This window comes from uncultured Shewanella sp., assembly GCF_947491715.1.
GTDB lineage: Bacteria > Pseudomonadota > Gammaproteobacteria > Enterobacterales > Shewanellaceae > Shewanella.
Genome location: NZ_CANLKR010000012.1, coordinates 1 through 26,610 on the forward strand (window position 1 = coordinate 1; position 26,610 = coordinate 26,610).

Here is a 26,610-nt window from a genome sequence, read left to right on the forward strand (position 1 = left end):
CAAGGCGTCGCTGTACAATACACCGCCACCATGTATGACTCCGATAACAGGGCGCACGATGTTACCGAGCAAGTGCACTGGGTCAGCCTCAATCCCGCTCGCGCCGTCATGACACAAGATGGCATGGCACACACCCATGACTTACTGGAAGGCGAAGCGACCATTCGCGCCACTTACAACCAAGGAACCATTACTCCACTCACTGATGATGCCACGTTACTTATCACCGACGCCATCCCTGAATCATTAGTGGTCACGCCTCAATATTGGGAAACGCCACAAGGCGTCGCTGTGCAATATACCGCCACCATGTATGACTCCGATAACAGGGCGCACGATGTTACCGAGCAAGTGCACTGGGTCAGCCTCAATCCCGCTCGCGCCGTCATGACACAAGATGGCATGGCACACACCCATGACTTACTGGAAGGCGAAGCGACCATTCGCGCCACTTACAACCAAGGAACCATTACCCCACTCACTGATGATGCCACGTTACTTATCACCGACGCTATCCCTGAATCATTAGTGATCACCCCCTTGTACACAGAAACGATACAAGGTCTATCAGTCAGTTATACAGCAACTATGTTTGACTCCGATAGCAGGGCGCATGATGTTACCGACCAAGTGGAATGGCAAAGCTCAGATCCAACAAAAGCCGTCATGACTCAAGATGGTACTGCTCATACTTATGGTCTGGCATCAGGCAATGCCGTTATAGAGGCAACATATTTCCCTGGCACCACCAGTCCGTTATATGGCTTTGCTGATTTAGAAATAAAGGAGTCATCAACTCATTATTTGGAAATTATTCCAGCAATACAAAGTACGCCATCAGGGACAGAAGCTTACTTTGAAGCTCAACTCACTGTTGATGGTAATACGTATGATGTAACAGAACTCACGCATTGGAAAAGTTCAAATACTGATCATGCTATAATGGACCCAAATCGCCCAGGCACCGCTATCACTTTTGGATTGACTGAGGGGTCCACGGCTATTATTGCAACATTACCATTAACAAGTATTTACTCCATTGATGCTGAGGCCCTACTAACCGTCACCAAGGCGACGCCTTCATCTATTTCGATTACTCCACTAGACTCTGATTTATACCTTTACACAACAGTTCAATTTGAAGCCATAGTCTATTACACAGATGGCACAACCCAAAAAAATGTAACAAATCACCTCAATACTCATTGGAAAAGTGAGAATCAAATTCCGACAGACGAAAATGAACATGCCATTATCAGCAATCAGTATGACATTAAAGGCGAGGCTTTTGGCAACTCTGTCGGTACCAGTAATATCACGGTCACTTACTTTGATCCTAACATTGACCCCTTAACAGCAACGACATCCATTGACGTCATTGAAGAAGTTTTCGCCTCTTTTAAAGTTGTCGACAGTAATGGTAATAGTAACGTCTCGATGTCTACTAAATCACATAAGAAATTGTATGCCATTGCCACCTATGTCAATGGTGGTGAGACAGATGTTAGCAATCAGGTGTCCTGGGGAACAGCTTTTGAAAACCCCCATGGTGTTGTCAGTGTGAGTAACGGACAAGGAAAAGAGGCAGGAGAAGTTCACACCAATGAAAAAACCGGTAGCGCAGATATTACAGCATTTTGGCCAACCTATAACATGTGGGCCGTACCCGCTGCCGTCACCGTCGAATAAAGCCCACGAGGATTAAACACAGCAAAACAACCTTAAAAAATCATGCCAGTCAGTTAAGATGACTGGCATTTTTTATGCCTAATTTTCATGCCTACCATCACTTTGTCATGCGCTTTATTACACTCGAAACATACTGGAATTCAACCAAGATCACCATTCCCGTAGCAGCTGCATTTCTTTGAGGCGAACACGCTTTCCTGCATGTGGCTTAAGCAATACAAGGGAGCGATGGCCAAAATAGCGGCGGTCATTCCCCTCTAATACCAATCTAAGGGTTCGCGGCAATCCAGCTTTGAAGCAAAGTAAACACGGTACTGGTTAAACGGGTACCACAATTTTGACTGCTTGAGCCCGTCGTATGAACTCCGCGGACATAGCCTGCTTCATCTTTAATCCCACTGCCACTTTGCCCCGCTGCAGTATCCAAGGTATAACACAAACGATAAGTCGATGAGACGATTTCTCCCGAATCTGTCCACATAGTGCGCCAAAGTTTATCGGCAGGGTAACCTGCCACACTGTGTATCCCCTCGCGATATATTCCCCAGCCAGCATGACCATGATGAGGGGCTTCTTCTAATACAATCATAGCAAAGTCAAAATGATAATCTCCCGATGTATGCCATGCCGTCGTCGTCAAAACCTTCTGCCATTTTGTTGTGCCCCAAGGTTTAACCTCGCCATTTTGCGCCACAGTAAAATCCAAGGCACTGTACCAATGTCCTTCTCCATCAGACACACAGTGCCCTGCGGTAAGGACATGCTTAGTATCAATCAAGGTCCCCGTACACCCTGTGTCAATACGGCCGTTATACACATGTGGCCGTATTAATGTATCCATGATCTGTATGCGATTATCATCACCAATGACAACATAAGGTATTTGATTAATGGGATTTTTAGGTGCTAATAAAGGGCCTTGATGCTCATGATAAAAAAGCGAATGACTTAATTCCTGACTGTCAAACACTGCAATAGCCTGTTCAAATAAAGCCAACGCTTTCGGTGAGATTTGAGCTTGATATTGAGTGCCGTCCGCGGTCACGGCCATCGCACTCATCGCCGCGGCACGCTCATTTAAAACATAGAAATGATCTAACGTATTATTATCGACATCGGGAGATACAACATGATCTTTGCCATCAATAAAGGTGGCCTTTTCATCACTAACCACAAATTCATTAAACATACTGGCTTGTGATAAAGGGAGCATTAACATGCTCAGCAAGAATACAATGAGGATCCGGTTCATAGTCAATTGGCGCTCCATGCCCAAGTAAAAGTGAGTGAAAGTAAAAATTAAAGTGAGACTTACTGCTTATTAATGGTTAATCATAATCGAATCTCTGCTTCATCGCCATTGAGCTAAAAAATGCCTTATTTAACCTTGTACTTATCAAACCAACAAATGAAAATGACTTTTCATTAAATCAAAAACAGCTTAAGGTGACACAACTAAATTACGTTTAGGCTTTGAATGAATAAGGACATTCAATGGATGCGAATACATTTAAACAGCTAGTAAAAAAGATGCCACTCGGTAAAAAACTCCCCGAGGCCCACTATATTCATAAAGTGGCTTTTGATTCGCTACAGCCAGAACTGGCCCAGTTTATTATCGCAGTTGGCAAAGCGTTAAATATTAATGGTGAGCAATGGCATGTTGCCAAACTCAGCAAGAATAATTTCAAATTGTCTTTATTATCCTACCCCAATTTTTTTGATGAGTGATTGATTTTTCTTTTTTATTCATGACGGCGAGATCAAGTGATCTCGCCAAGCTAAGAGGTGATGATGGGTGTTTATAATAGTCTTTAATCACCATTCCCGTAACTGCTGCATTTCTTTGAGGCGCACACGTTGCAGCAACATGGCCTCAAACACATCATCGACGTTGGTATTGGTGGCAGGGAGCCCCGGCAAGGCTAGATTCGCTTGGGCAAAGAAGCGTTGCGATTGCGTGTTACATCTTGCTAACTGATAGCCATCTTGATGACGTTCAGGGCTAAGCCAAGCTTGCTGCCACCAATCATGAATACGCTTTTCTGATGCTTGCAAGCGATGGCGACTGGGCAATTTATCCCGTTTTTGATTATTGGCTTTACAGCTGGCGGGCAATAGATTCCACAAGTCGTTATTTGGCCAGCGGGCAAAAGGCATACAATGATCGATCTCGTACTCATCACTCAGCGCCACCTCACTCCAAACACACTCTAACGAATGCTGCTTCTGCTTGAGTGCATCGACTCGGCTGCGCACCTCAGCCGTTGTGCGCTTCACCTCACCCCAATTAAGGGCATCCAATAAAGTGAGACGATTGAAGGTTTCATTGCCTCGATAACCTTGCATCACATTCACCCATTCATTGATCAGCACAGGTTCCACCCAGCAGGCTAAACGAGAAAGGCTTAACCAAATAGGCTCGGGCACCACAAATTCCCCCCAAGCCGACAGGCTCATTTGATCTAAAAACAAGCTCTGTTTGGCGATGACTTTTTGATAATTCACATGAAATAACTGCTCAGTGCTATTGGGCACACGAATATACTTGCAAGGCATATCCCGTATGGTTTGCGCCGCCACCGACAAGGTACGATACAAGGCTTTGGCCTCATCGCCTAAAAACACATGCCCCACCTGATAATCATCCGCCATTCTAGAGGTGAGTTGCTGCCAACCATTGGCTTTCACAAAACCCAAGCCTTTATTGGGATCGCTATTTTGCCTGATCGTCATCCCCTCATTCGCGCCATCATGTTTGCCCTCATATTTGCCATCTAACAGCGGCTTAAACTGGCGGCACCAATAGAGTGACACTAACCCTAAGGGCAGAATAACCTTATCTTCTTCGTGGCGCAGCACAGCGCCAGGATGACCATCGGCAATACGCAATAACACCCGTAACAAGGCCAGTTTATAAGTGGAGGATTTATTATCGTTGACGATAATGTGCCTTAAGATAGGCAGCCCACCAACCCCATCATCGGGTAGCTTCAATACCAAGGTTTGCCACTGCACCTCAGAGCGACCAAGGCTGTCTGCTTGATTAAGGATTTTATCCACCACCACTAAGCCCACGGCTTGAGCTAGATTTTGCAGTTCATCGATACAGACTTGATGCATTTTGCGCTGTGTTTGTTGACGCAGATCCGCCTCACCTTGGCCAAAACGCAAGGTGATCACTAACTTGCCGCCGGGCTTTAACAAATTTGCCAGCTTGCGTATCGCACGCCCCCTTGATGATGGCGGCACATGCATCCACACTGCGCTGAGTAGAATTAAATCAAAGCTCACCCCGTATCGGCTCACCTGCTCCAGCGCAGGTAAAGAATCTTCGATCCATTTAACGTTTAAGTCATGAGTATGGGCTTGCCCCATTTTTGCCAGCACACCCGCAGGCTCCACAGCAAAGACTTGGCACTCATTTTCCATGCATTTTTCAACACCTTCTTTAGCCCCTTTTTCCTCAACACCCTCGACAAACTCCGGTGCACATCTTTCGGCAAACTTTTCAGCAAAAAACTTGGCATCCCGCCCTGCCCCCGCACCAATATCGAGAATACGCGGCGCTTTGTTATCGAATGCAGAGTCAGCATCAAACAGCGGCTGCACATGATGCAACCAAGCCCCATGCACTTCCTCGCTAGAGGCCGATAAATACTGATCAAATAATTGCACCGCATTATTATTGTAAAACGTAGTAGGCAAGGCTGTTGGCAAAGAAATGTCCTTTTAATATGCTTATGAGTGACTCGGGTTATCAAAATAGCCAATTTCAAATGACGATCAATACTTATCGTACAAAGCCGTTAAGCTATATTGAAATAAATCTCTGATCTTTAATTTCGCCTCAGCAATCGTCAATAAATCAAAATATCCCAGAATTTACTGTCTAATCGTTTAATTTCAATCACTTTTTCAACCTGCATGCCAAGATTAAGCTCTTTGAGCTTATCAGTTAACTGATCGCTTACTGATCATATAGAAAATGCCATTAATGCTGGGTGTTTTTGGGCTTGCTCAAGCTCGAGCACTTGTTCATAAATCTCATCGATACTCCCTGAGCCACCCAGCTTAACCCGCGCCCTTAATAACGGCTGCATCAATCTATCAAACGTCACCATAATATTGTGTCCTTACCGTTCTAAATAAAGAGTTCTAATCAAAGTCGGGATTACCATGATCAACCTCAACGACCTGACCTGCTTTGAATTCATCTTTACCAAGGTATCGGCTGAGGTAAATACTCAGCCCACTTAACGCTATTGGCACTAAAAGATAAAGAATGTATGAAACTGCGTTCGGCAAGGTGGCTAAGTAGGCGCACTTGGCAAAAAAGTAACCTAACGTGTAGCCCTTCTGCACCACAAAGATTATCAACAACAAGGACGTTGCCGTAACCGTGAGCAGGAGCCGATACGCAATGTTCATCATTTTACCGTAACTTGTCCGTTCATTAGCATCGGTAGGAGCCAGTTGCGTAAAGCCTCCAATTCAGAGTTCTCTTTCAGTAGGGTCTGTTTTTTACTCTGTAATGGGCCAACAAAGTCGTAAAATTTTTGTGCTAAATCTTCTGGTGGCATAGCAACGCTGTACTTTGTCACAAATGAATCAAACAATAGATTTTTAATCCCGCTAGTTTTACCTTCCCAGCCAAATAAAATTTCATGATCGTAAATCCATTGCCACATGTAAGAAAAATTATAGAAATATGAGTTATTCTTCAGTGAGATCGCCTTACAGAAGTTAGAACAAATAACAGCATGATCAAAGCGTTCGAGTACTTCTTTTGTTATTCCTGATAAACGTCCAGTAGACTGAGTTGGACTACCACCTGAAATTTCAATGATGAAATCAAACGGTAAAAGCAATTTATGTGCATTCTTTTTAAGGATAAATCGGTTTGGTGCTGCGATTTTCCCTAAGCCATTTAGCCCATTGATATCAGCACCTCGGATACAATCAACTTGAAGAGTATAATTACCTTGTGAGGTTTCTTTACCCCAATCACCTGTTTTGTCGGCTTTGATCCAGTCGGATATAGAATTCACATCCCATCCATCTGGAATCTCTCGCTTTAGAGACTTATTAAAAGCCATCTTGCCACCAGAGGCTTTATAAGGTTTACCATTCACATCCGGAAAATCGAACTGCACAAACCAATAGTCGTATAAGGTTTTGGTCATTGCTTCCAGTTCTGAATTGATGCGAGTATTTAGAGCAATTTTTCCTTCAATTAGGTCTAGCAACCCTACTATTTTTTCTTGCTCTGTAACATCAGGCAGTGGAACCTTTACATCATATATACGATCGGGAGAAGTATGTTTAACTTTAGAGCCTGAAGATGTAAGTTGAATCTGTTTTCGAACATAGTCAGTTTTAAATAGATGATAAACATAACCACTTAATATCTTTTTAGAGTCTGTTGTAATTAGACCTAACCGCTGATTATGCAAATAGGTATCAGACTCTGGAATTCTTGCGCAACTACCAAGTAAACCAGCCGCTTGTTCCGTCATCGCGACTATCAAGTCACCTTTTTTGTGCAAATAACCATCAGGAATTTCTCCTGAATAGTATTTTTCTTTTCCGCGCTGCCTCTTAAAGCCACCTTGTTCATAAAAATTACCAGGAGTTAGCACAATATAAGGAGTTTCTTCACTTGTGAAAAACTCACTCTTAAAAGCAAAACCATGCTTGATCTTAATTTTACCCTTTAAGGTTGTTTCCCCCCTGTTACTCATACTTAACTCCTGCCAATTGCTCAGAAAGTTCACCCTCTATTCTGCGTGATTGTGTAAAAAGTTCACTAAGTTGGCTTGTAAAGCCTTGCATCTTTTCTTCAAAATTTTCAGGCGTCATATCCACATATTCAATCTTGACTTCAAAGTATTGACCTGGACTTAATGAGTATTTTTTAGATGCTATATCGTCATAATTAACAACAACAGATAACCCATCAATAACCTCTTTGTTATTGAACGTATCAATAATGCATTGTTCTTCTTCTGGGCTGAGTACCGTTTTTTGGTTCTTACCCTCTTTGACTTTTTTGCCTAAATTCGAAGCATCAACCAAAACAACATCGTTTTCATTACAAGCATCAATAAATAATATCGAAACGTTGGTACCCGTAGTTGCAAAAATATTGGATGGCATTGAAACCACTCCTGCCAGCATTTTATTATCGATTAAATGTTGACGGATTTTTTTGTCTATACCAGCTTGAGCAGTTATAAAACCAGTAGGTACCACAACAGCCGCTTTTCCTTTAGCCTTTAATGAAAAAATAATGTGCTGTAAAAACAATAAATAGATTTCCATCTTATCTTTATCTTTAGGCTTAACTTTTGGCACACCAGCAAAGAAACGGTTTTGGTGTTCTTTCCCTTCTAGCTCTTCATGGATCTCACTAAAATCAAGCTTAAACGGCGGGTTTGATACGATGTAATCAAACTGCTTTAAAGCTGCGCCATCTTTGTGATGGGGATGACGCATCGTGTCACCTTCAATCACATTAGGAATTGAATGCACAAGGTTATTTAAGATTAAGTTCAATCGTAAAAGGTTCGATGACTTCTTCGAAATATCCTGCGTAAAGATAGAACAGCGACTTTCACCAATGGCATGGGCAACGTTCATCAACAACGTACCTGAACCGGCTGATGGGTCATAACAACTTACGTTACTGATTTTTCCTTGCTGCTCTTCTGGCACAAGAATATTAGCCATAATGCGAGCCACGGCATGAGGAGTATAGTACTCGGCATACTTGCCGCCTGAATTACTGTTGTAGTCTTTGATTAGGTATTCAAAGATCACGGCATAGAAGTCGTACTTTTGGGTAAAAATACGCTCAAAGCTAAACTCAGCAATACTATTAATGATTGCGCGACAGAAGTCATCGCGCTTGCTAACGGTCACGTACTCACTGATCGATTCGAACAGTGCTACCTTCTCGCCAGAATCGGTCATTACTGAGAAGGTATCACTGTTGAGCATAGAAATATCACGTAGTGTGTCATCGAACAACTTAGCGAAGTCGGCTTCATTTTGTTTCGCAAATAAGGTTGAGATGAAGTGCTCTTGTTTTAGCTCTGCTGCATCAGCTGGCAACTGCATCGCCAGCATTTCTCGCTCATCATCGCTTAGTGCGATAAACGCTTGTTCCCAGTTGTCGCTGCTTGCTAGCTTGGGTTCAATCTGTTTCGTTTCATAAGTGAACTTATCGTTCAATAGCTTATACAAGAATACCTGAGTAATGATCTTAAACTCACTCGCGTCATTACCTAGACCATTACGGGCACAGGTTGATTTTAAATCATCAATCAGTTGTTTGGTTTTACTTTGGAAATCTTGTTCTACCATTTTGTCCTACCACGGCGCTCGGCCGTTAAATTCGTTTAAATACTCACGTACCACCAACGTATTGATATGTTTTGCGGCTACGGGAGTTAAGTTGATTTTTTGTTCCATTTTGAACTGTTTGATGGTGTTAGGCATCACTGTACGTTCAAAGTAGCTCTCGTTATTGAGCAGCTGCTGATTGTTCAACACCTGATCGTCGGTTAGCTGTTTTATCGCAGCTAATGCCTCAAAAACACGGCGTTCGACAAGGTTTTCTGCACTCTCAAACAGCTTGCTATGCTGGCCTTCCCCACGTTTCCCTTCTAGAAGGCGCTTATGAGTTCTCGCGTACTTTTCATCACCTAAGAACTTAGACTTGAGGCGGCTATTTTCTAGATTGAGCACTTTTACTCGCTCATGAATTTTCCGCAGTGCACCAATGTTTTTGTCCATCTCTTCTTGGCTGACTTCGCTTAAATTCTTGGTTTTGAATAGGCGTTCTAACTCTTCTTTTAATGCAATAAATTTCGGATCAGCTTGGTCTATGTTACCAGCCAGCGCCTCACGGGTTTTGCGTAATGTGTTCTTGAGTTCGTCTGCTAACTTGAGCTCACTTTCACCGACCTTAGTAAACATAAATACGACATCTTCTAACGCCGCGTTTAGTAAGTTAGTGGTATCAGTGCTGTTCTCTATTTGCTCTTTTAAGTTCAAGCTTCCCAAGTGATCATTGGTATATCTGTACAAGACGTTAAGCTTAGCGAAATCTAGCTCTTGAAGCTGCTCAGTATCCCCTTGCAAGCGGATGAGATTATACAGATCTTTGGCACTTTCTAATGCTTTCTTTAAGACTAATATCTGTTTGCGATCTGAGATCTGGCTAATCTGCTGCTGGAATAGTTCTGCATTCTCAGTATCAAATTGAAATAACACATCTTTTATGTGCTCTATCTCTTCATGCACTTCTTCATGACTTTTGAATAAATTTGAATAGCTGTCCATTTCATCACCAAGTTCGCCCTTTAATTCATCAAAATAGGCTTTGTTGGTCGCGTCAAATTCAGCGCTGATATCAGCAAAATCGACTACGTAACCATAGCGAAAATCTCTGTAAGTTCGATTTACTCGCGTTAACGCTTGAAGTAAGTTGTGCTTTTTAATAACTCGACCTAAATACAGTTTTTTTAATCGTTTTGCATCAAAGCCTGTAAGTAGCATCCTTTCGACAAATAAAATGTCTATTTCGCCTGCTTTATATTGCTCTACCCATTCTTTACGTTCATCTTTACCACCAAAATCATGCAGTATTAGTGCGGCAGATTTCACTTGACTCTCTCGCTTTAGCTGTTCGTTATAGTGTGCTTTAGGTTCCTGTATAGCTAACTCACTGCCACTTGCTAATTGCAGAGTTGATTTCGCGGGTAGTATGGGAGTTGTGGCGTATAGCGCGTTAAACTGTTGAAACAACTCCTTTGCCTGCTCGGTACTATCGCAAATAACCATTCCACCGATACTATCGTCACTCCAAGTTGCGCGACTCTTTTCAAAGTCTTGCACTATGTAAGTGAGCATAGGTTCGACAAACTTTGGATGCGCATAAACTTGCTTCTTACTTATGCTCCCCTGCTGTAGTTCAATCTCCTTTAGAACTTGCCGCATCTCTAATACATAATTGCTTGCTATCTCTTCGCGAATTAAGCGTAAGGTATAGCCATCTGCAATTGACGCATTGTAGTAATACTTGTGGATGTAGTCACCAAAGATCTGTTTTGAGCTAAATGCTTTAGATTCTTTCGTCGGATCTTTGTCTTTTTCCGCCAGCAGTAACGGAGTACCTGTTAAGCCTATCTTAATTGCATTGGGATCTGACTGGGTGAGGTTGGCTAAGAAACTCCCTTTAGGGTTGTAGCTACGGTGCACTTCATCTAAAAAGTAAACACGTTGAATATTAACGTCATAATCTACTGTTCGCACAACATTTGGGTCATCCTCGAACTTTTGAATATTAACAACGGTGATCTCCGCCTTACCCGAGTCATTATGGATCACCTTAGTTGCCTTGATACTCTGAGCAAAAGCTTCTCTAGAGTTAACGGTATGAACCATTAACCCACGACTCGTAAATTCACGCTGCGCCTGAATAAGTAGATCAATCCTGTCAACAATAAAATAAAACTTAGGGATGATGTGCTGTTTTTGATAGTAGTCGGTTAAGTGCCTTACGTTGTAATAAGCCAGAGCAGTTTTTCCACTTCCCTGGGTATGCCAAATAATGCCTTTCTTAATGCCTTCACTTAGCTTATTTTCAATCGCTTTGGTCGCAAACAGCTGCGGATAGCGCATCACGTGTTTTTGTAGACCATCTGCTTCTTTAACATACGCTAGAGAATATCTCAGCATGAACGCAAAACGATCCGGGTTTAATAATGACGTGCATATTCTATTGGTTGGTGCGTCATGGTCTTTATTGGTGATGAACTCTGGACTATGTTTAATAACAGTGTAGTTGTTGTCTTTTAAAACAACGTTTTCTGTTTCATCGGCTAAAGGCTTAAGTAGCTTAGTAAGATTAAGAACGTCCTCTTCTCGGAAGTAGTTGAAGATAGGCTTTGTATAAGACGAACTCGCATAGAACGCCCCTTGAATAGGCTCCGAGCTACCATCATCGTATTCCATGTTATTAGAAAAAAGCATGAGCTGAGTCATGTTAACGAAACGTCTAAACTTTTGATTTTGAAAACGAGTGTTGATTCGATTTCGCTCCGCAATCACACCGTCTTTATTGTTTGGTTTTTTAACCTCAATAAAAACTAAAGGCATACCGTTAATGAGCAGAGTGATGTCTGGACGAAACTCTTCATCGCCGTTCTTGTATGTAAGCTCTGTTACTACGTGTAGGCTATTTTTTGAGAAATCATCAAAATCGATGAGTTTTATGCCGGAACGACTCGTCAGTTTTTCGTAAAAAGCACGGCCTAAATCTTCATTGTCTAGGCTTAACTTTAAGTCATCTAAGCAACGTTCAACATCCTCACGATCCATACTAGGGTTAATACGCTCAATTGACTCTTTGAAGATGTCAGGGAAAATGTTGGTATCAGTGCACCAGATGGCCTGCTTTAAAGATAGATACTTATACCCTAAGCGGGTAAGGTGCAGTATGGTTGGTATCTTTACCCGTGTATCTTCATTTTGTTTGATCATAGCGTCCCTATTAATTCTCAAAAAAGTCTTCATCGATTTGCTTAAGGTGCAGCACTTGTTTGTTCCGGCTGGCAAAGCTTATCACTTGACCTTCAGTTAGTTAACCGCACTTGCCCGTTCTGTTGCTGACGCTAGCCTCTTCCTTGGTGATCATGCAGGGTGATCCCCTTATCCGTTTTCCAATCAACCCAGCCATTTGATGAACCCAGCAGTAGCAAGCACGACGCCCCACTGGGGGTTTTAAACAGATAATCGCGCTCAAAGACAAAACGGCCATTATTTTCGACTATCACCTTCTTCGCCAGTAGCTCGTCACGCTTGTCGTAGAATCGAGGGTCAGTTTTACGCTTGGTTTCCATTGGTGCAGAAGACCCTTTCACTATCACCATACCTTCGTTGGTGTATACCCCTTCAGCTTTCACACCTGAACGACGACAGAAAAAAGTGGGCTCACGCTTAATATTGCTCACTTCAGTGAGCGATTCGAAAATCGGATACCCTAAGGTCGCCAGCAGCAGGCTGCCAATGTCGTGGATTTCATCGCAATCGGCTTTGAGCGGGATAGGCGTGTGAGGCTTTTGCCCACCATTGCCATTGAGTAGCTCATAACGCTGACACGCTTTCGCTTTTTCAATGGACAAGGATTCCAAATACAGCACATGGGTTTGGGTTAGGTTATTGGTGAGCGAGACTAAGACTAAGGCTCGTTCCCAGTCTTTACTCTCACCTTTATGGTGTTGCATTAACCGCGATCCCACATCACCAGATTGACCTATGTAGCACTCCTCTTTGTTGTCACCAGACACAAGGAAGTACAACCCCACTTGCTTGGACTCAGGCATATTAACAAATTCGGCCATTTCACTGCGTGGCACCTCTATCAATCGAATAATGGAGGTGGTTTGCTCTGCAATGCGAATACCCGACGGATCGCCGCTGGGTAGAAAAATCTGAATAGTGCGAGGTCTTTTATCCATTTATACCACTTCCATTTCATCAACTTTCACGCGGCATTTTTCTCGCGTCGTTTGCCGTCCACTTTTATTCTTTTTTCCAGTAAGGCGTTGCTGCATCTTGCTCGGTTTTTCTCTTAGCCAGTTGCAATAAAGACGGCATAAACCCTTGCTGCTTTTTTCTAAAAAGAGGGGGATCATCACAGTCCTTTTTAGATTGTTATTCACTTGCCCACTCAAGCATGGTTTGGTTCATGGTTTCGCTAAAGCTCCCACCAAAGAGAACGGCCGCACTCAAGCGGCAAATAATACCACAAACCTCAAGGACATTAATCGCTTTTTTTTAGTCAATACCTGTTAATTATTAACCACTAATATGACGTACTAATATAACGAGCTACTATGACATACTAATATAACAAGCAGTCCCATTAACGCATTCTCACCTTCTCCCTTACTCATTTCCATCACTCTCTACTACACCTGTTCTATTCTCTAAACTTAAAAAAATTGAATGTAGGGCGAAGATTACAACAGTAATCGTTTTGAGCGAGAGATAGGGACATCGAACTGGCACTTAAACAGGGAATGTTGCTGAAGATTACTGCCATAATCAAAATGACCGTTTTGAGCGAGAGATAGGAACATCGAACTGGCACTTAAACAGGGAATGTTGTTGAAGATTACAACAGTAATCGTTTTGAGCGAGAGATAGGGACATCGAACTGGCACTTAAACAGGGAATGTTGTTGCGATATTCATAAAAAGGAACACTCAAACAAAAAACACATGGACACCCTTCATTAATGGCACTCACTATACTTTCTTACTAATATTGATTGACGGGCAATAAAAGGAGTTTTCTGATGCCACGTCCAAGAAGAAGCTTAATCAGCCTTGAAGACACGCCTTACTACCATTGCTGTAGTCGTGTTGTACGGAAAGCCTATTTATGTGGAAATGATAATCATACAGGCAAAAATTACGATCATCGCCGTGGCTGGATAGAGTCTCAATTACTTAAATTAACTGATATTTTCGCCATTGATGTCGCGGCATTTTCCGTAATGACCAATCATTTACATGTGGTACTTTTTATTGATGTCAATCAAGCGAATGCTTGGTCTGATAGAGAAGTCATTAAACAATGGCATCGACTATTTAATGGCACGACTATCACTCAACAATTTGTGAAAGGTGAAGTGATTGAAGCGCATCAAGTAACCCAATTAAAACATCAAATCGCAACCTATCGCTCACGATTAAGTGATATAAGCTGGTTTATGCGATGTTTGAATGAACCTATAGCACGACAAGCAAATAGAGAAGATGATTGCACAGGGCATTTTTGGGAAGGCCGCTTTAAAAGCCAAGCCTTACTGGATGAAGCAGCCTTGCTGGCTTGTATGGCTTATGTTGAACTCAACCCTATTCGCGCTAAGATAGCAAGCACTCCCGAGAATTCCGAACATACAAGCCTTAAACTACGTATTAAAGCGGCATTAGTAGGCAAACAACCTGAACACCTGTTACCTTTTCTTGGTAATGAGAGAAAAAATCAATCCAAAGGTATTACTTTTGAATTAAAAAGTTACCTTGAACTGGTTGATGAGACAGGCCGCCTGATTCTTAATAATAAGCAAGGCGCAATCGCACAGTCTGCGATGCCTATTTTAAATCGACTCAATATCCTCGAAGAAAATTGGATAAAAATAGTCGATGAATTTGGACGTTTATTTCATGGACCGATAGGCACACTAGAAGCGCTAACAACTTACAGCGAGCATTTGAATAAACGGCGACGGCACTTTTCAAATTCCTGCCGGTTATTCTGAGTTCAAATAGACTCACTATTTTATCCTCTAACATTGCTAAACTCCGTTCATTAACAGAGTCATGCGGCTATATCTCAAAATCAGAAAATCTCCCTTTATATCACCTACAGTCTCCCTTTTATTGAAGTGGCATCGCTTTTTTCTCGTTCTCAGTAATAAAACGGCAAACGCTAACACATAGATGTATTCATTAGATAAACATGGGCCCGAAAACTAGGTATATTATTGATTAATAATGACTGGCTTTGTTATTTCTATTTTCTTATTGATTAAGGATAAGATGTCTTTACTTTCATCAGAAAGCAAAAAAGCGACCCTTAGGTCGCTTTTTCTCAATTTGGCGGTGAGGGAGGGATTCGAACCCTCGGATGGTTTAACCCATCACACACTTTCCAGGCGTGCTCCTTCAGCCACTCAGACACCTCACCAGATTTTGTACACTTGTCACAGTCAGCAGATATGACCTTTACTTGTCATGCTTTCCCCTGTTAACGGAGCCGTACTTTACGCAAAAGCATGACGTGGGTCAAGCTAAAAAATACGGTTTTCAAACGGTTGCATATTTGCTAATCAAATAAGTGGATTATTGACCATAAAAGCCGAAATAATCACGCTAATCTCTTCTTTAGGCGTTGCCTTTGACTTTCATATTCAGCGTTTGGGCAAAGTCCAGCATGCGATCAAGGGGCTTTAATGCGTCAAGGCGCAAACTTTCATCCACAAAGATTTCATGGGGGGACACTTGCGGCTCAATAGCGAGCGGCTCTTCTCTCTCGGCCTCTTCTGGGGCTTCTTTAGGCTCAGGGGCATCAATAAGGGCATTTTCGATGGCAACCAGACCATTCATGGCCATCCAAGGGCAATGAGCACAGCTTCGGCAAGTGGCACCGTTCCCCCCGGTTGGCGCCTCAATGAGGTTTTTACCCGGCGCGGCTTGCTGCATTTTATAAAAAATACCTTTATCGGTAGCAACAATGAAAGTGTCATTATCCATGGTCTGCGCCGCTTTAATGAGCTGACTGGTAGAGCCCACTGCATCGGCAAGCGCCACCACGCTGGCAGGTGACTCTGGATGCACCAATATGGCCGCATTAGGGTATTGAATTTTCAGCTCACGTAAGGCATTGGCCTTAAATTCATCATGAACAATACACTCCCCTTGCCACATTAACATATCGGCGCCGGTTTCCTTGGCGATATAGCTGCCTAAATGGCGATCCGGTCCCCAAATAATTTTCTTACCTTCACTGTCTAAATGCTCAACGATTTCAAGTGCAATACTGGAGGTGACCACCCAATCGGCACGGGCTTTTACTGCCGCTGAGGTATTAGCATACACCACCACAGTATGATCTGGGTGTTCATCACAAAATGCGCTAAAGGTATCGATGGGGCAGCCTAAATCTAACGAGCAAGTGGCCTCTAAAGTCGGCATGAGAATGGTCTTTTCAGGGCTCAATATTTTTGCCGTTTCCCCCATAAATTTCACGCCCGCCACGATTAAGGTCTTAGCCGAATGATCGCGACCAAAGCGCGCCATTTCAAGGGAGTCAGACACACAGCCCCCCGTCTCTTCGGCGAGAGCTTGAATTTCAGGATCGGTGTAATAATGGGCAACCAAAACCGCTTCTTTTTCAATTAGCAGGGCTCTAATTCTCGCTTTAGCTGCGGCCCTTTCAATATCCGTCAAAGGCAAAGGTTTAGGCGGAAATGGATACTGAATAGGTTCAACAATTGGGGATAACTGGCTCATGAAGGATCCAACATACTTAACAAATTAGCGGGATTATACGGAATACTTATTTTATTTTATACTCTTTTTAGGCAAGAAGCGAAAGCAACGCACAAAATAAAACAGGGATCTTAAGGATGAACCCAAAGTGCCGTACATACTCAAGTAAAATGAAGGTGCGAGTTTCACTTGAATACGGCACTTTAGGTTTAACAAGCTGTCAATCAAAAGGCATCAAGCCTTATTGCATCGCCAGTAGCATTTCTTGTGGTTGCTCTAAATAGTGCTTCCATAGATTACAGAAACGGGCAATGGTGCCTCCGTCGATCACTCGGTGATCGCCAGACCAACTCACTTGCATGATTTTTCTCGCTTCGACCTCACCTTGAGCATTAAAACGCGGCAAGTGTTGTAACTTCCCTAATGCCACAATCGCCACTTCTGGTTTATTGATAATCGGTGTCGCAATCGTGCCACCTAAGGCACCAATATTTGAAATGGAAATCGTTCCTTGTTTCAAATCATCAGGACTGACTCGCCCACTTCGCGCAGCAGTGGTTAAACGACTGATGTCAGCCGCAATGGCGAGAATAGACTTATTCTGGACATCTTTCACATTAGGCACCAGTAGCCCCACCTTTGAGTCCACCGCCATACCGATATTGTGGCGAGCAAAAAAGGTTTGCTCTGTACAATCACTGTTTACTTGGCTGTTTAAATCTGGGTATTCTTTTAAGGCTAACGACAAGGCCTTCATGAAAAAGGGCATCATGGTGAGTTTGACCTCATCCGTTGAATGTTGCTTTTTCATGCTTTCACGCAGCGCCACTAATTCAGTGAGATCAAACTCATCACAATAGGTAAAATGCGGAATGGTCGAAACCGACTCTGTCATCATTTTTGCCATTACCGCTCGTACACCGCGAATTGGCTCGACCCGATTTTGGGCCACAATGTCATTAGCAATCGTTGACCTAGACTGTTGTACTGCAACAGGTAGCACCGAAGGCGAAACTGTTGATGCCTGCTCTCCCGCTTGATGACGACTAATATCTTCTTTGTACACGCGGCCATTTTTGCCACTGCCAGGTACCGTTGCAATATCAATATTTAAACTTCGCGCCATGCGTCTCACCGCAGGACTGGCTAAAGCTTTGCCCTGTTGGACGGTATGAGTGTCGGTCGCGGTTTGCGTTTGGCTCAATACTGGACTTGATTGAGCAGTCTGCGTCTGCGTTTGACTCGAGTCCATCACCTCACTCGCCACTTCGATGGAAAATAATGGCGCATGGACTTTTGCCAATTGCCCTTTACGGTAATGCAATTTAGCAATTCGGCCACTTTTGATGGCTGGAATTTGCACTAAGGCTTTATCGGTCATGACATCGGCAACAGCTTGATCTTCAACCACAGTATCGCCTTCTTCCACCAGCCATTCCACCAGCTCACATTCCACGATGCCTTCGCCAATATCCGGCAATAAAAACTCTTCAATTTGCCAAACTACACCCGCAGAATGCGGTGCTTTTACCGGTTCAGCTATTTTAGAAACGAGGGGCGCCTGATCAGGTGTTACAGACTCGTTAGCCTCACTGGCGAGAGAGACTTGTTCAGCCACATTCACTTTCGGGCTTGCTTCGCCATCATTCATCTCAACCGAATACAGAGGGGCATGTACTTTGGCAATCTCCCCTTTAGCATAATGCAACTGTTTAATGATCCCGGCATGAGGCGCCGGAATTTGCACTAAGGCTTTATCTGTCATGACATCGGCAACAGGTTGATCTTCAATCACACTGTCCCCTTCTTTTACCAACCACTCAACCAGCTCACATTCAACCACGCCTTCACCAATATCCGGCAGAATAAATTCTTTAATCATTGCAAGCTCCTAAAACTTCACTGACGCCATAATGGCCTCAAAGGTCTTTAACGCATCCGGCATATATTCTTTTTCATGATTAAGCGGATAAGGCGTATCTAAGCCACACACACGGGCAATGGGGGATTCTAAATGCAAAAAACATTCTTCTTGAATGGTGGCAGCTATTTCCCCCGCAAAACCGCCAGTGAGTGGCGCCTCATGGTTAATGAGCAATCGACCCGTTTTCTTCACGGACGTCGCCACTGTCTCTACATCCCAAGGCGATAAGGTGCGTAAATCAATGATCTCACATGACACCCCTTCTTTTGCGGCTAACTCTGCTGCATTTTGTAAAATCTCTATTTGCGCCCCCCAAGCCAATAAGGTGATATCACTGCCCGTTTGCATGACATCGGCTTTACCGATTTCAATCTCATAATCATCACTGGGCACCTCACCGACAGAGGCGCGGTATAAGCGTTTTGGCTCAAAGAAGATCACTGGATTATTATCACGAATAGAGGCTAATAAGAGTCCTTTAGCCTGATAAGGATCCCGAGGGATCACCACTTTTAATCCGGCTGTTTGTGTAAAGTACGCTTCTGGAGACTGTGAATGGTAATGCCCACCCGCAATACCGCCCCCATAAGGGGTTCTAAAGGTTAATCCACCGACATTAAATTGCGAACCACTGCGATAGCGAAACTTCGCGGTTTCATTAACGATTTGATCAAAGGCGGGGAAAATATAATCAGCAAATTGAATTTCGGCCACGGCCGTCATACCGTTTGATGCTAATCCATTGGCAAAACCGGCAATACCTTGCTCGGTTAACGGCGTATTGAAGCACCTTTCTTTACCAAATTTTTCTTGTAATCCTGATGTCGCTCTAAACACCCCACCAAAATGCCCCACATCTTCACCGAATACCAACATTCTAGGATCGGTTTCCATTTCAGCCATCAGTGCTGAATTAATGGCTTGTAACATGTTCATTTTCGCCATTATTATTGCTCCTTCGCACTTTTTGGGTAGGCTTTAGGGTATTGCTTAACGTGTTGTTTCAAATGCGCAAGCTGCTTTTTCAGCAATGGCGTCGGCGTATCAAACACATCTTCAATAATGGCATCCAATGGCATTTGAGGACGCTTTTCAGCCAACTTCAACTCGCTCAACACTTCTTGGCGGTACTTTTCATATAACTGCGTGTCTTCATCACTATTAAGCCAACCTTTATTAATAAGCCATAGCTTGAACCGCTGCACAGGATCGTGTTGTTGCCATTTAGCCTCTTCTTCTTTAGAGCGATAACCTGAAGGATCGTCCGATGAGGAATGCGCCCCTAATCGATACGTCATGGCTTCAATGAGCACTGGCGCATTATGCTTAATCGCATAGGCTCTGGCTTGCTGCGTTGCCGCCATGACCGCTAACATGTCATTACCATCCACACGAATAGTATGCATACCATAACCCACGCCTCGACTGGCAATACCATTACCTTTGTATTGCTCTTCTGTTGGTGTCGAAATGGCGTAACCATTATTACGGCAAAAGAAAATCACTGGCGCGTTTAACACGGCCGCCATGTTGAGGCCTGCATGAAAGTCCCCTTCCGATGCGGCGCCTTCACCAAAATAACAAATCGCGACATTACGCTTCTTTTGCATTTTCAAGCCATAAGCGACACCTGAGGCTTGCGGTATTTGCGTTGCCAGTGGCGAAGAGACTGTCTGATAATGCAGCTGGGCGCTGCCATAATGAATGGGCATTTGGCGGCCCTTACCCAGATCCCGTTCATTACTGAACATTTGATCCATAAATTGCTCAGTGGTAAAACCGCGATAGCGCAGCGCAGCATGCTCGCGATACTGCGCTAAAATCACATCTTCATCATCCAACGCGGCAGCACTGCCGATCACAGCCGCCTCTTCACCGGTACAGGTCATGTAAAAACTGATCCGACCTTGGCGCTGAGCGCCAAGCATTCGCTCATCGAGGACACGAGTAAACACGCAAGTGTCATGCACTTTTCTCGCTAATGCTTGATCAATCGTCGGCAATACGGCTTTATCATAAACCGTACCATCAGCTTGAAGAATTTTAAGAATGGGGATCGACATAGCGTCTTTATCAAGAAAACTGACACGATGGATCGTTTCTGTCTTGTTTTTTGCGTTGCTCATATTGTGCTCTTGTTATTTGCTGGCAGCTTCACCGGATTCATCAAGATGCCAGTCTATTATCATACGCGAGAAGAACATTACGTTAACGTAAACTGTGTATCAATACTTATCACAGTAAAATTGATAACTAAGCCCCTCTTACTATGTATATAATGGTTTACAATAGACACTTTTGCATTATTCGATATTGTCTGCAGAAGCGGGAACTAAGCATAACAATGTGCGCTGACCCACAGGCACCTTGGCATTCGGAAATACGATGGCTTCCATTTCATGTTCCACAACCACATCTTGTCCCCCCTCTGTTGCCAGTACCTCACCTTGAGAAAAAGCCGTAAAGTTTTCCACATTGTCATCAAATGAAAATTGAAAGTCTTCAAAACCTTTATTAATCGAACGTGCAACACGGTATAAATTCACCTCAGCCATGTTCAGCGGCGGAACGGGTAACTCTTGAGCCGTGATTAACCCCAGTAAACGGGCATTTAACTGCGTAAAACGCGACAGATCATTTTGCCCAAAGGGGTAGACTTTCCCTAGCTCGATGGTAAACGCATGGGCTTGAAAGTGATGGGCCGAAAAATAACTAAAGGTTGTGGTTGGCTCATTATGAAACAGAATCGTATCGATCCCTGATTTCGCTAAGAACATGATCTGCTCGCTACTGTATTTTTTATTGGGCGAGTACGGATAGATAGCAAATTTTTCATGTTTCGAGGCACGAATTGCCGTATGTAAATCATAGTGAATGCGACAGCGAGCTGGATCATCGCCCAGCTTTCCACTTAACCTTTGGCCGTTTAAGGTCTGGGTATAAAAGCGCTCAACATATTCTTCCAGTTTTTTGGCTCGTTCTCGCTCAGGGTTAACTCTATCTCCTTTAGCGTGGCCGCCGTTAAATAAACGATTTAAGTTCTCATCCACGAAACGTCGCGCTAACTTAATCGCTTCGGGGTTGCCAATCAAAAACATGACACGCTGTTTCGCTTGGATCTCTTCTGCTAGTAAGCGAGTAATCAATGCATTACAAATCTCAATCGGCGCAGTTTCATTGCCATGAACCGCACAAGAAAGCACAATATCTTTCCCTGAGGACTCAAACGGCTCAAAAACAATCACCCCAGTATCCCACACTTCAACTTGAGTATGTTGGCCTAACACAAATGAAAAAGGGGTTAATGCAAGGCGAGTAGACTGGGCTAAGGTAAAGGCTAAAAAGTCTTTGGATCCCATTAAAGTATGTAACACGTAAAATTCCTTATACTTTTGGTCAAATAATTGGAGCAATAGCAAGCCATTCATCTTCAATAAAAAGTGCAAAGAACGGCTGACTCTGCGCATCTATTCCTAAATAAAAGCCGCACTTTCACTTAGGAATAAACAGGCACCAGCCCACTTTTTAACATATTGAATGATATCTTATCTCCACAAAGTCACTGACTTTACCTGTGTTTATCCCTATTAGCAAACCTGTATATCAATCGTTACAGCGTATAATACTCTAGTCATCATCCATATTGAAAACAAAAAAAGATCGATAAATAAACAATAAAAATACATGCCTGTTGAAAATAACGGCAAATATTCGCCATTATTAACAATAAGCTTCTATGAGTGCATCGCTCAAACACATCAGTGTAGACTCAAGTCTTACCCCTTCATTGCTCATTATCACAACTGTTAAAAGGATGCGCTTTTATATGCCTGCTGTCTCCTCTGAACTTCAAAATCTTATGCCTGTTTTTGAACTTATCGAAGTCATTTATCTCCTCAAAATTACCATCGCTTCAGTACTGGGCGGCATAGTCGGGTATTCCGTGCGAAAAACACACCCAAATGGGATCCGCATTTTTGGGATCACGGCATTGAGTGCCTGTGGATTCAGTGAAATTGCCATTCATTTATATTATTTATACCAAGTCGATTATACCTTTAACATTATTGCTGGTGTCGTCACAGGCATTGGCTTTCTCGGCGCTGGGCTTATTTTTGAAGATAGAAATAATGCCGTAAGAGGGATCTCTGCTGCCGCCACGTTATGGGCGGCAGCCGTGATTGGTATGGCCATTGGCATCAATATGTACATTATTGGTTTTGGAATGACAATTATTGTTTTTCTGTCTTACCTTTTTTCAGGTTCTGAACATCAACAACAATCAACAAAAGTTGTGGCCGATGGCCAGACTCAAACAGATCACATCATTCCTCATCAGAAGTACCGTTAGTCTGCTCAAAAGGAAGCGCTGACTTAACATAGCAGCGCATGGGGAAAAAACCATTACTGGCCACCCTTTCAATCCCAATTCAATTTATTTAAACTGCTCACCTATCTAAGCTAAAAGGACACACATGAATAATGGACATTAGATTTTCACTACATTTCATACGGATAATTCGCTATGTACTTATTTAGGCGGATCTATCTCTTATGCTCAGTGCATTTACATAAAATCAGTTGGCCGTCGCTGTTATTGGGTTCAATTGCACATTATGTCATTTGTTGGTTAGCCCTCAGTGCGCTCGGCGAAACACAACTGGTGCAATTGCCTCAATTTTTCTACTTTATGTCAGTTGTTGGCAGCACGGTAGGATTCGGCGATATGTCACCTGTTACCATAGGCGGGCAGCAGTTTGTCGCTTGGTACCAAATACCTGCAAGTATTGGCATTTTTGGTTCCGTTTTGGCCAAAATCATCGCCACAACAAAAACACTAATTGAACGGAATATCAAGGGTATGAGAAACTTTTCACATTATAGCAATCATGTCATTATTATCGGCTGGCACCCTAAAGGAACAAGAAAGCTCATCGATTGTATCTTATCGGATAAACGCAGGCAAAATGGGCAAATATTGATCTGTGTCAATAATGATGAACAAACACATCCTTATCCAGACAATGATCAGGTGGACTTTGCTAAAATGCCCTCTTTTTCAAATGAAGACGCACTCAGCCGGATCAGCATTGATGACGCTAATCGAGTGATTATTTATGGCGAAAGTGACGAGCAAACGCTCATGGCAGCCTTAGCCATTTCTCCTCGAGTCAAGCAAGACTGCCACATTGTGGCTTACTTCAATGATGAACAAAATGCCGCCTTGTTAGACAAGCACTGCCCCAATATCGAGTCCGGCAGCAATCGCTCAGCAGAGCTATTGGCTCGCTCAATGCAAGATCCAGGATCATCAAGAGTCATCAGTCACCTACTGAGTCCTCAAACCGGTGCCACACAGTTTTCTTTAAAAATCCCTGAAAATGTGCCTTCTTTCACCGTTGGCCAACTTTGGCAACAAATGAAAAATGACAATAATGCGACTCTCATCGCTATTTCCACTATGCTCTCAGGCGATGATGTTGAGCTCAATCCCCCAGCGGAAAGGCAACTCACATCGGGACATTTTATTCACTATATTGCGTCAGAGCGGATTTTGGCCACGGAAGTTAACTGGCATTTTACAAGCTAATGCTTATGCTTATGCTTAATCAATAACTCACCCAAGGCTCGGCCGTCACTCAACAAGTCCATTAACATTGACGGCCACGATACTTTAAGGAAAAATCATGGCCAAATTCTTATTCATTCACGGCGCTTCTCACGGCGCATGGTGTTGGCAACAGGTTTCTTCCACCCTTTGCCAATTAGGACATGAATGTTACAGTATCGATCTTCCCGGTCATGGCAATGATCAAACCCCAAGAGAGCATATTACACGACAAGATTATCTAAGTGCTGTTTCTCGAGCTATACATGACTTAGCATGGAAAAACATTACCCTCGTAGGGCATTCAGCAGCGGGAATGTTATTGGCCGACTTAAGTCTCAAACACGATGAAATTAGCAGGCTCATCTATCTGGCTGCTTATATTCCTAACACAAATGAATCTATGCTGGATCAACTGCCACCAGACAGGCAAACGGAATATCAAAAAATAGCTTTACAATCTCCAACCCATTGCCTTGTTCTGGATTTTGAAACTATGCATAAATACTATTTCAGTAACTTAAGCCTCACTCAAGCCCAATTTTATTTTAATAAAATAACCCCAGAGCCCTTTAAGCCTTATGAAGAACAAACACAAACAAGTCCAAATCAACTGTCCATCAAACAAGACTATATTATTTGCAAATATGATCAACGACTCCTTGAAGAACAAGCAAAGTACTTTTCAAATAGGATTAACGGCCAGACTCATATCATCGATACAGATCATTGCGTCATGCTGTCAAACCCCAAGTTATTGAGTCAAACATTGAACAATATCGTCACCGATACTTGATGGATTATTTTTTAGAAGGCAAAGGGACAAACATCGATGTGCTTTGTTGATATTGACGATAAACGCTCCCCTTAGCTTGTATCGACAACTTTTCAGTTAAGGGAATGGTTATTTTAAACATAATAAACAAGAGTAAAGCAGGTGAACATACACTGAGCCAAGCAAAGTCCAATAGCCTTTCGTCCCTTAAGCCCGTCTGTAAACTTGCACTCCAGCCCGCTAAAGCAAAACCGAGCCAAATCATCCATTCGAAAAAGTAATTAGGATGGCGTGAATATTGCCACAACCCCGTATTGCATAAGGTCAAACCTTGATCTTTGGCCCCGATAAGCTGAAAATCTGCCACGCTCTCTGTAATGATGCCTATCGCAACCAAAATTAAAGCAATTGCATTCAATACATTGAAAGATAAATGATGATCGATAAACAGAAAAGGCATGGCTATCACCACAGCCATAACACCTTGTAACTGAAAATTAATGAAAAAACCTATCTTCTTAGACCCCTCCCAACGAGCGCTTATATAGGTATAACGTTTATCCAAATGGTGCGGTAACACACGCTTAAATAACAAATATCCCCCTAAGCGCAGGCTCCAAATCAAGAGTAATAATTGCAATAATTGCGATACAAGACCAGTGGCAATGCCTCCCGCTAAAATCAGGCTAGCAAGTAAAATCGTCATGGGCCAGAATACATCGATCACACTGGGATTATGGGTCCAGAACCCAATAAACCAAGCCAAAATCATCATTCCTGCCACCCATAACCAAGCCAGCATAATGCTTTCTATCATGACTTTTCCAAGCAATGAAACCCTATAATAAGCATAGTCGGTAGAACAGCAAAAAACTTAGGCCGATAACTGATAAATCTTTCTAATGTCATCCACTAACCGTTTACGAGAGCTAGTTTCTCTCTCATGAGGCGCAAAGAGCGCGCTAACATCATCCAATAAATTAACCGCTCTGGTAAGCTGAATACGTTGCTCAGAAGTTAATGAGGTTAATTGAGACAGCGTATTGATCTGGCTGATCGCCAGCTCCTTTGCCGCGATATCTTCCGGTAAACCAGAAAGCGTACACAGACCATAGGTTCCCGCTAAAAAATGCGCCCACTCTTGTTCAATATGACAATGAAGATCGTGTTCTTTTTGCACACGATTCAACGCATGGCCCAATCCATTCAGTTTATGGATGGTATCAAGGTAACGTTTTAAAAAAACCGCATAAACCGCCTCTTTATGGCCACCTTGAGCATCAGATAATTCACGCACGACATTAAACCATGAAACGTAGCCTTTGGCATAATAACGCAAAGATTGGGTTTCATCTCGCAGGCCAAAAAATGAGTCGCAGTGAATAGCAAGCCTTAATTGATATGACGCTTTGGGCATGATCCCCATTAACTGGTACTTTTCCAACACTGAATAATCCACATTCACCTTTTTTAACAGAACTTCCTCAGTTAAAAAATAAGTGTTGAGATACTGTATTAACTCCATTTTGATACTTTCCTTTTT

Annotated in this window: 22 protein-coding genes and 1 tRNA gene; 6 read left to right on the forward strand and 17 right to left on the reverse strand. The window is 43.0% G+C overall.

The features are described 5' to 3' along the window. A partial coding sequence (locus tag Q0779_RS10165; RefSeq protein WP_298772239.1) for a hypothetical protein occupies positions 1 to 1,689 on the forward strand: 1,689 nt, incomplete at its 5' end. 268 nt (positions 1,690 to 1,957) lie between these two features. Here Q0779_RS10165 and Q0779_RS10170 read toward each other — a convergent pair. After that, a complete protein-coding gene (locus Q0779_RS10170) occupies positions 1,958 to 2,941 on the reverse strand; it encodes a trypsin-like serine protease (RefSeq protein WP_298772241.1) in 984 nt (327 codons plus the stop codon). 242 nt (positions 2,942 to 3,183) lie between these two features. Here Q0779_RS10170 and Q0779_RS10175 point away from each other — a divergent pair, with 242 nt between their 5' ends. Beyond that, positions 3,184 to 3,420 carry a hypothetical protein gene (locus Q0779_RS10175; protein WP_298772243.1) on the forward strand — a complete coding sequence of 79 codons (237 nt, stop codon included), beginning with the start codon at positions 3,184 to 3,186 and terminating at the stop codon, positions 3,418 to 3,420. 87 nt (positions 3,421 to 3,507) lie between these two features. Here the strand turns inward: Q0779_RS10175 and Q0779_RS10180 are convergent, their stop codons facing one another. From Q0779_RS10180 to Q0779_RS10215, 8 genes are all read right to left on the reverse strand, one after another. Continuing rightward, the gene (locus Q0779_RS10180) at positions 3,508 to 5,397 is read right to left on the reverse strand and encodes a class I SAM-dependent methyltransferase (protein WP_298772448.1); all 1,890 of its coding nucleotides are present in this window, start codon (positions 5,395 to 5,397) and stop codon (positions 3,508 to 3,510) included. 269 nt (positions 5,398 to 5,666) lie between these two features. After that, positions 5,667 to 5,813, reverse strand: a complete 147-nt coding sequence (locus Q0779_RS10185; RefSeq protein WP_298772245.1) for a hypothetical protein — start codon at positions 5,811 to 5,813, stop codon at positions 5,667 to 5,669. Between the two features lie 34 nt (positions 5,814 to 5,847). Beyond that, positions 5,848 to 6,075 carry a hypothetical protein gene (locus Q0779_RS10190; RefSeq protein WP_298772247.1) on the reverse strand — a complete coding sequence of 76 codons (228 nt, stop codon included), beginning with the start codon at positions 6,073 to 6,075 and terminating at the stop codon, positions 5,848 to 5,850. A gap of 44 nt (positions 6,076 to 6,119) precedes the next feature. Further along, on the reverse strand, positions 6,120 to 7,433 hold the full coding sequence (locus Q0779_RS10195) for a restriction endonuclease subunit S (protein WP_298772249.1): 1,314 nt from the start codon (positions 7,431 to 7,433) through the stop codon (positions 6,120 to 6,122). Beyond that, a complete protein-coding gene (locus Q0779_RS10200) occupies positions 7,426 to 9,057 on the reverse strand; it encodes a class I SAM-dependent DNA methyltransferase (protein WP_298772251.1) in 1,632 nt (543 codons plus the stop codon). The genes Q0779_RS10195 and Q0779_RS10200 overlap by 8 nt, the downstream gene beginning before the upstream one ends. A gap of 6 nt (positions 9,058 to 9,063) precedes the next feature. After that, entirely contained in the window at positions 9,064 to 12,240 is a 3,177-nt protein-coding gene (locus tag Q0779_RS10205; protein ID WP_298772253.1) for a type I restriction endonuclease, read from the reverse strand. 131 nt (positions 12,241 to 12,371) lie between these two features. Then, positions 12,372 to 13,217 carry a GIY-YIG nuclease family protein gene (locus Q0779_RS10210; protein WP_298772255.1) on the reverse strand — a complete coding sequence of 282 codons (846 nt, stop codon included), beginning with the start codon at positions 13,215 to 13,217 and terminating at the stop codon, positions 12,372 to 12,374. Further along, positions 13,218 to 13,394 carry a hypothetical protein gene (locus tag Q0779_RS10215; protein ID WP_298772257.1) on the reverse strand — a complete coding sequence of 59 codons (177 nt, stop codon included), beginning with the start codon at positions 13,392 to 13,394 and terminating at the stop codon, positions 13,218 to 13,220. Between the two features lie 665 nt (positions 13,395 to 14,059). On the opposite strand from Q0779_RS10215, the gene Q0779_RS10220 reads away from it, so the two are divergent. Next, complete coding sequence (locus Q0779_RS10220; protein WP_298772259.1) at positions 14,060 to 15,028, forward strand: transposase; 969 nt, start codon at positions 14,060 to 14,062, stop codon at positions 15,026 to 15,028. Between the two features lie 338 nt (positions 15,029 to 15,366). Here the strand turns inward: Q0779_RS10220 and Q0779_RS10225 are convergent. The 6 genes from Q0779_RS10225 to astE form a co-directional block, all read right to left on the reverse strand. Beyond that, positions 15,367 to 15,456: transfer RNA gene (locus tag Q0779_RS10225), tRNA-Ser, on the reverse strand. Between the two features lie 197 nt (positions 15,457 to 15,653). Then, positions 15,654 to 16,781: a quinolinate synthase NadA gene (gene nadA, locus Q0779_RS10230; protein ID WP_298772260.1), complete on the reverse strand. Its 1,128-nt coding sequence runs from the start codon at positions 16,779 to 16,781 to the stop codon at positions 15,654 to 15,656. 220 nt (positions 16,782 to 17,001) lie between these two features. After that, positions 17,002 to 18,642: a dihydrolipoyllysine-residue acetyltransferase gene (locus tag Q0779_RS10235; RefSeq protein ID WP_298772261.1), complete on the reverse strand. Its 1,641-nt coding sequence runs from the start codon at positions 18,640 to 18,642 to the stop codon at positions 17,002 to 17,004. 9 nt (positions 18,643 to 18,651) lie between these two features. Next, the gene (locus tag Q0779_RS10240) at positions 18,652 to 19,629 is read right to left on the reverse strand and encodes an alpha-ketoacid dehydrogenase subunit beta (protein WP_298772264.1); all 978 of its coding nucleotides are present in this window, start codon (positions 19,627 to 19,629) and stop codon (positions 18,652 to 18,654) included. 2 nt (positions 19,630 to 19,631) lie between these two features. Further along, the gene (locus tag Q0779_RS10245; RefSeq protein ID WP_298772265.1) at positions 19,632 to 20,810 is read right to left on the reverse strand and encodes a thiamine pyrophosphate-dependent dehydrogenase E1 component subunit alpha; all 1,179 of its coding nucleotides are present in this window, start codon (positions 20,808 to 20,810) and stop codon (positions 19,632 to 19,634) included. Positions 20,811 to 20,987: 177 nt separating this feature from the next. Next, positions 20,988 to 22,058, reverse strand: a complete 1,071-nt coding sequence (gene astE, locus Q0779_RS10250) for a succinylglutamate desuccinylase (RefSeq protein WP_298772267.1) — start codon at positions 22,056 to 22,058, stop codon at positions 20,988 to 20,990. Positions 22,059 to 22,510: 452 nt separating this feature from the next. Between astE and Q0779_RS10255 the strand changes: the two genes are divergently transcribed. The 3 genes from Q0779_RS10255 (at position 22,511) to Q0779_RS10265 (ending at position 25,088) form a co-directional block, all read left to right on the forward strand. Continuing rightward, positions 22,511 to 23,035, forward strand: a complete 525-nt coding sequence (locus tag Q0779_RS10255) for an MgtC/SapB family protein (RefSeq protein WP_298772269.1) — start codon at positions 22,511 to 22,513, stop codon at positions 23,033 to 23,035. Between the two features lie 174 nt (positions 23,036 to 23,209). Further along, the gene (locus Q0779_RS10260; protein WP_298772271.1) at positions 23,210 to 24,274 is read left to right on the forward strand and encodes an ion channel; all 1,065 of its coding nucleotides are present in this window, start codon (positions 23,210 to 23,212) and stop codon (positions 24,272 to 24,274) included. 97 nt (positions 24,275 to 24,371) lie between these two features. Next, a complete protein-coding gene (locus Q0779_RS10265) occupies positions 24,372 to 25,088 on the forward strand; it encodes an alpha/beta fold hydrolase (protein WP_298772273.1) in 717 nt (238 codons plus the stop codon). A gap of 4 nt (positions 25,089 to 25,092) precedes the next feature. On the opposite strand, the gene Q0779_RS10270 is transcribed toward Q0779_RS10265, so the two are convergent. Further along, positions 25,093 to 25,884, reverse strand: coding sequence for a DUF1295 domain-containing protein (locus tag Q0779_RS10270; RefSeq protein ID WP_298772275.1), 792 nt, complete (start codon positions 25,882 to 25,884; stop codon positions 25,093 to 25,095). 57 nt (positions 25,885 to 25,941) lie between these two features. Next, a complete protein-coding gene (locus Q0779_RS10275) occupies positions 25,942 to 26,592 on the reverse strand; it encodes a DUF6058 family natural product biosynthesis protein (protein ID WP_298772277.1) in 651 nt (216 codons plus the stop codon). Between the last annotated feature and the right edge of the window lie 18 nt (positions 26,593 to 26,610).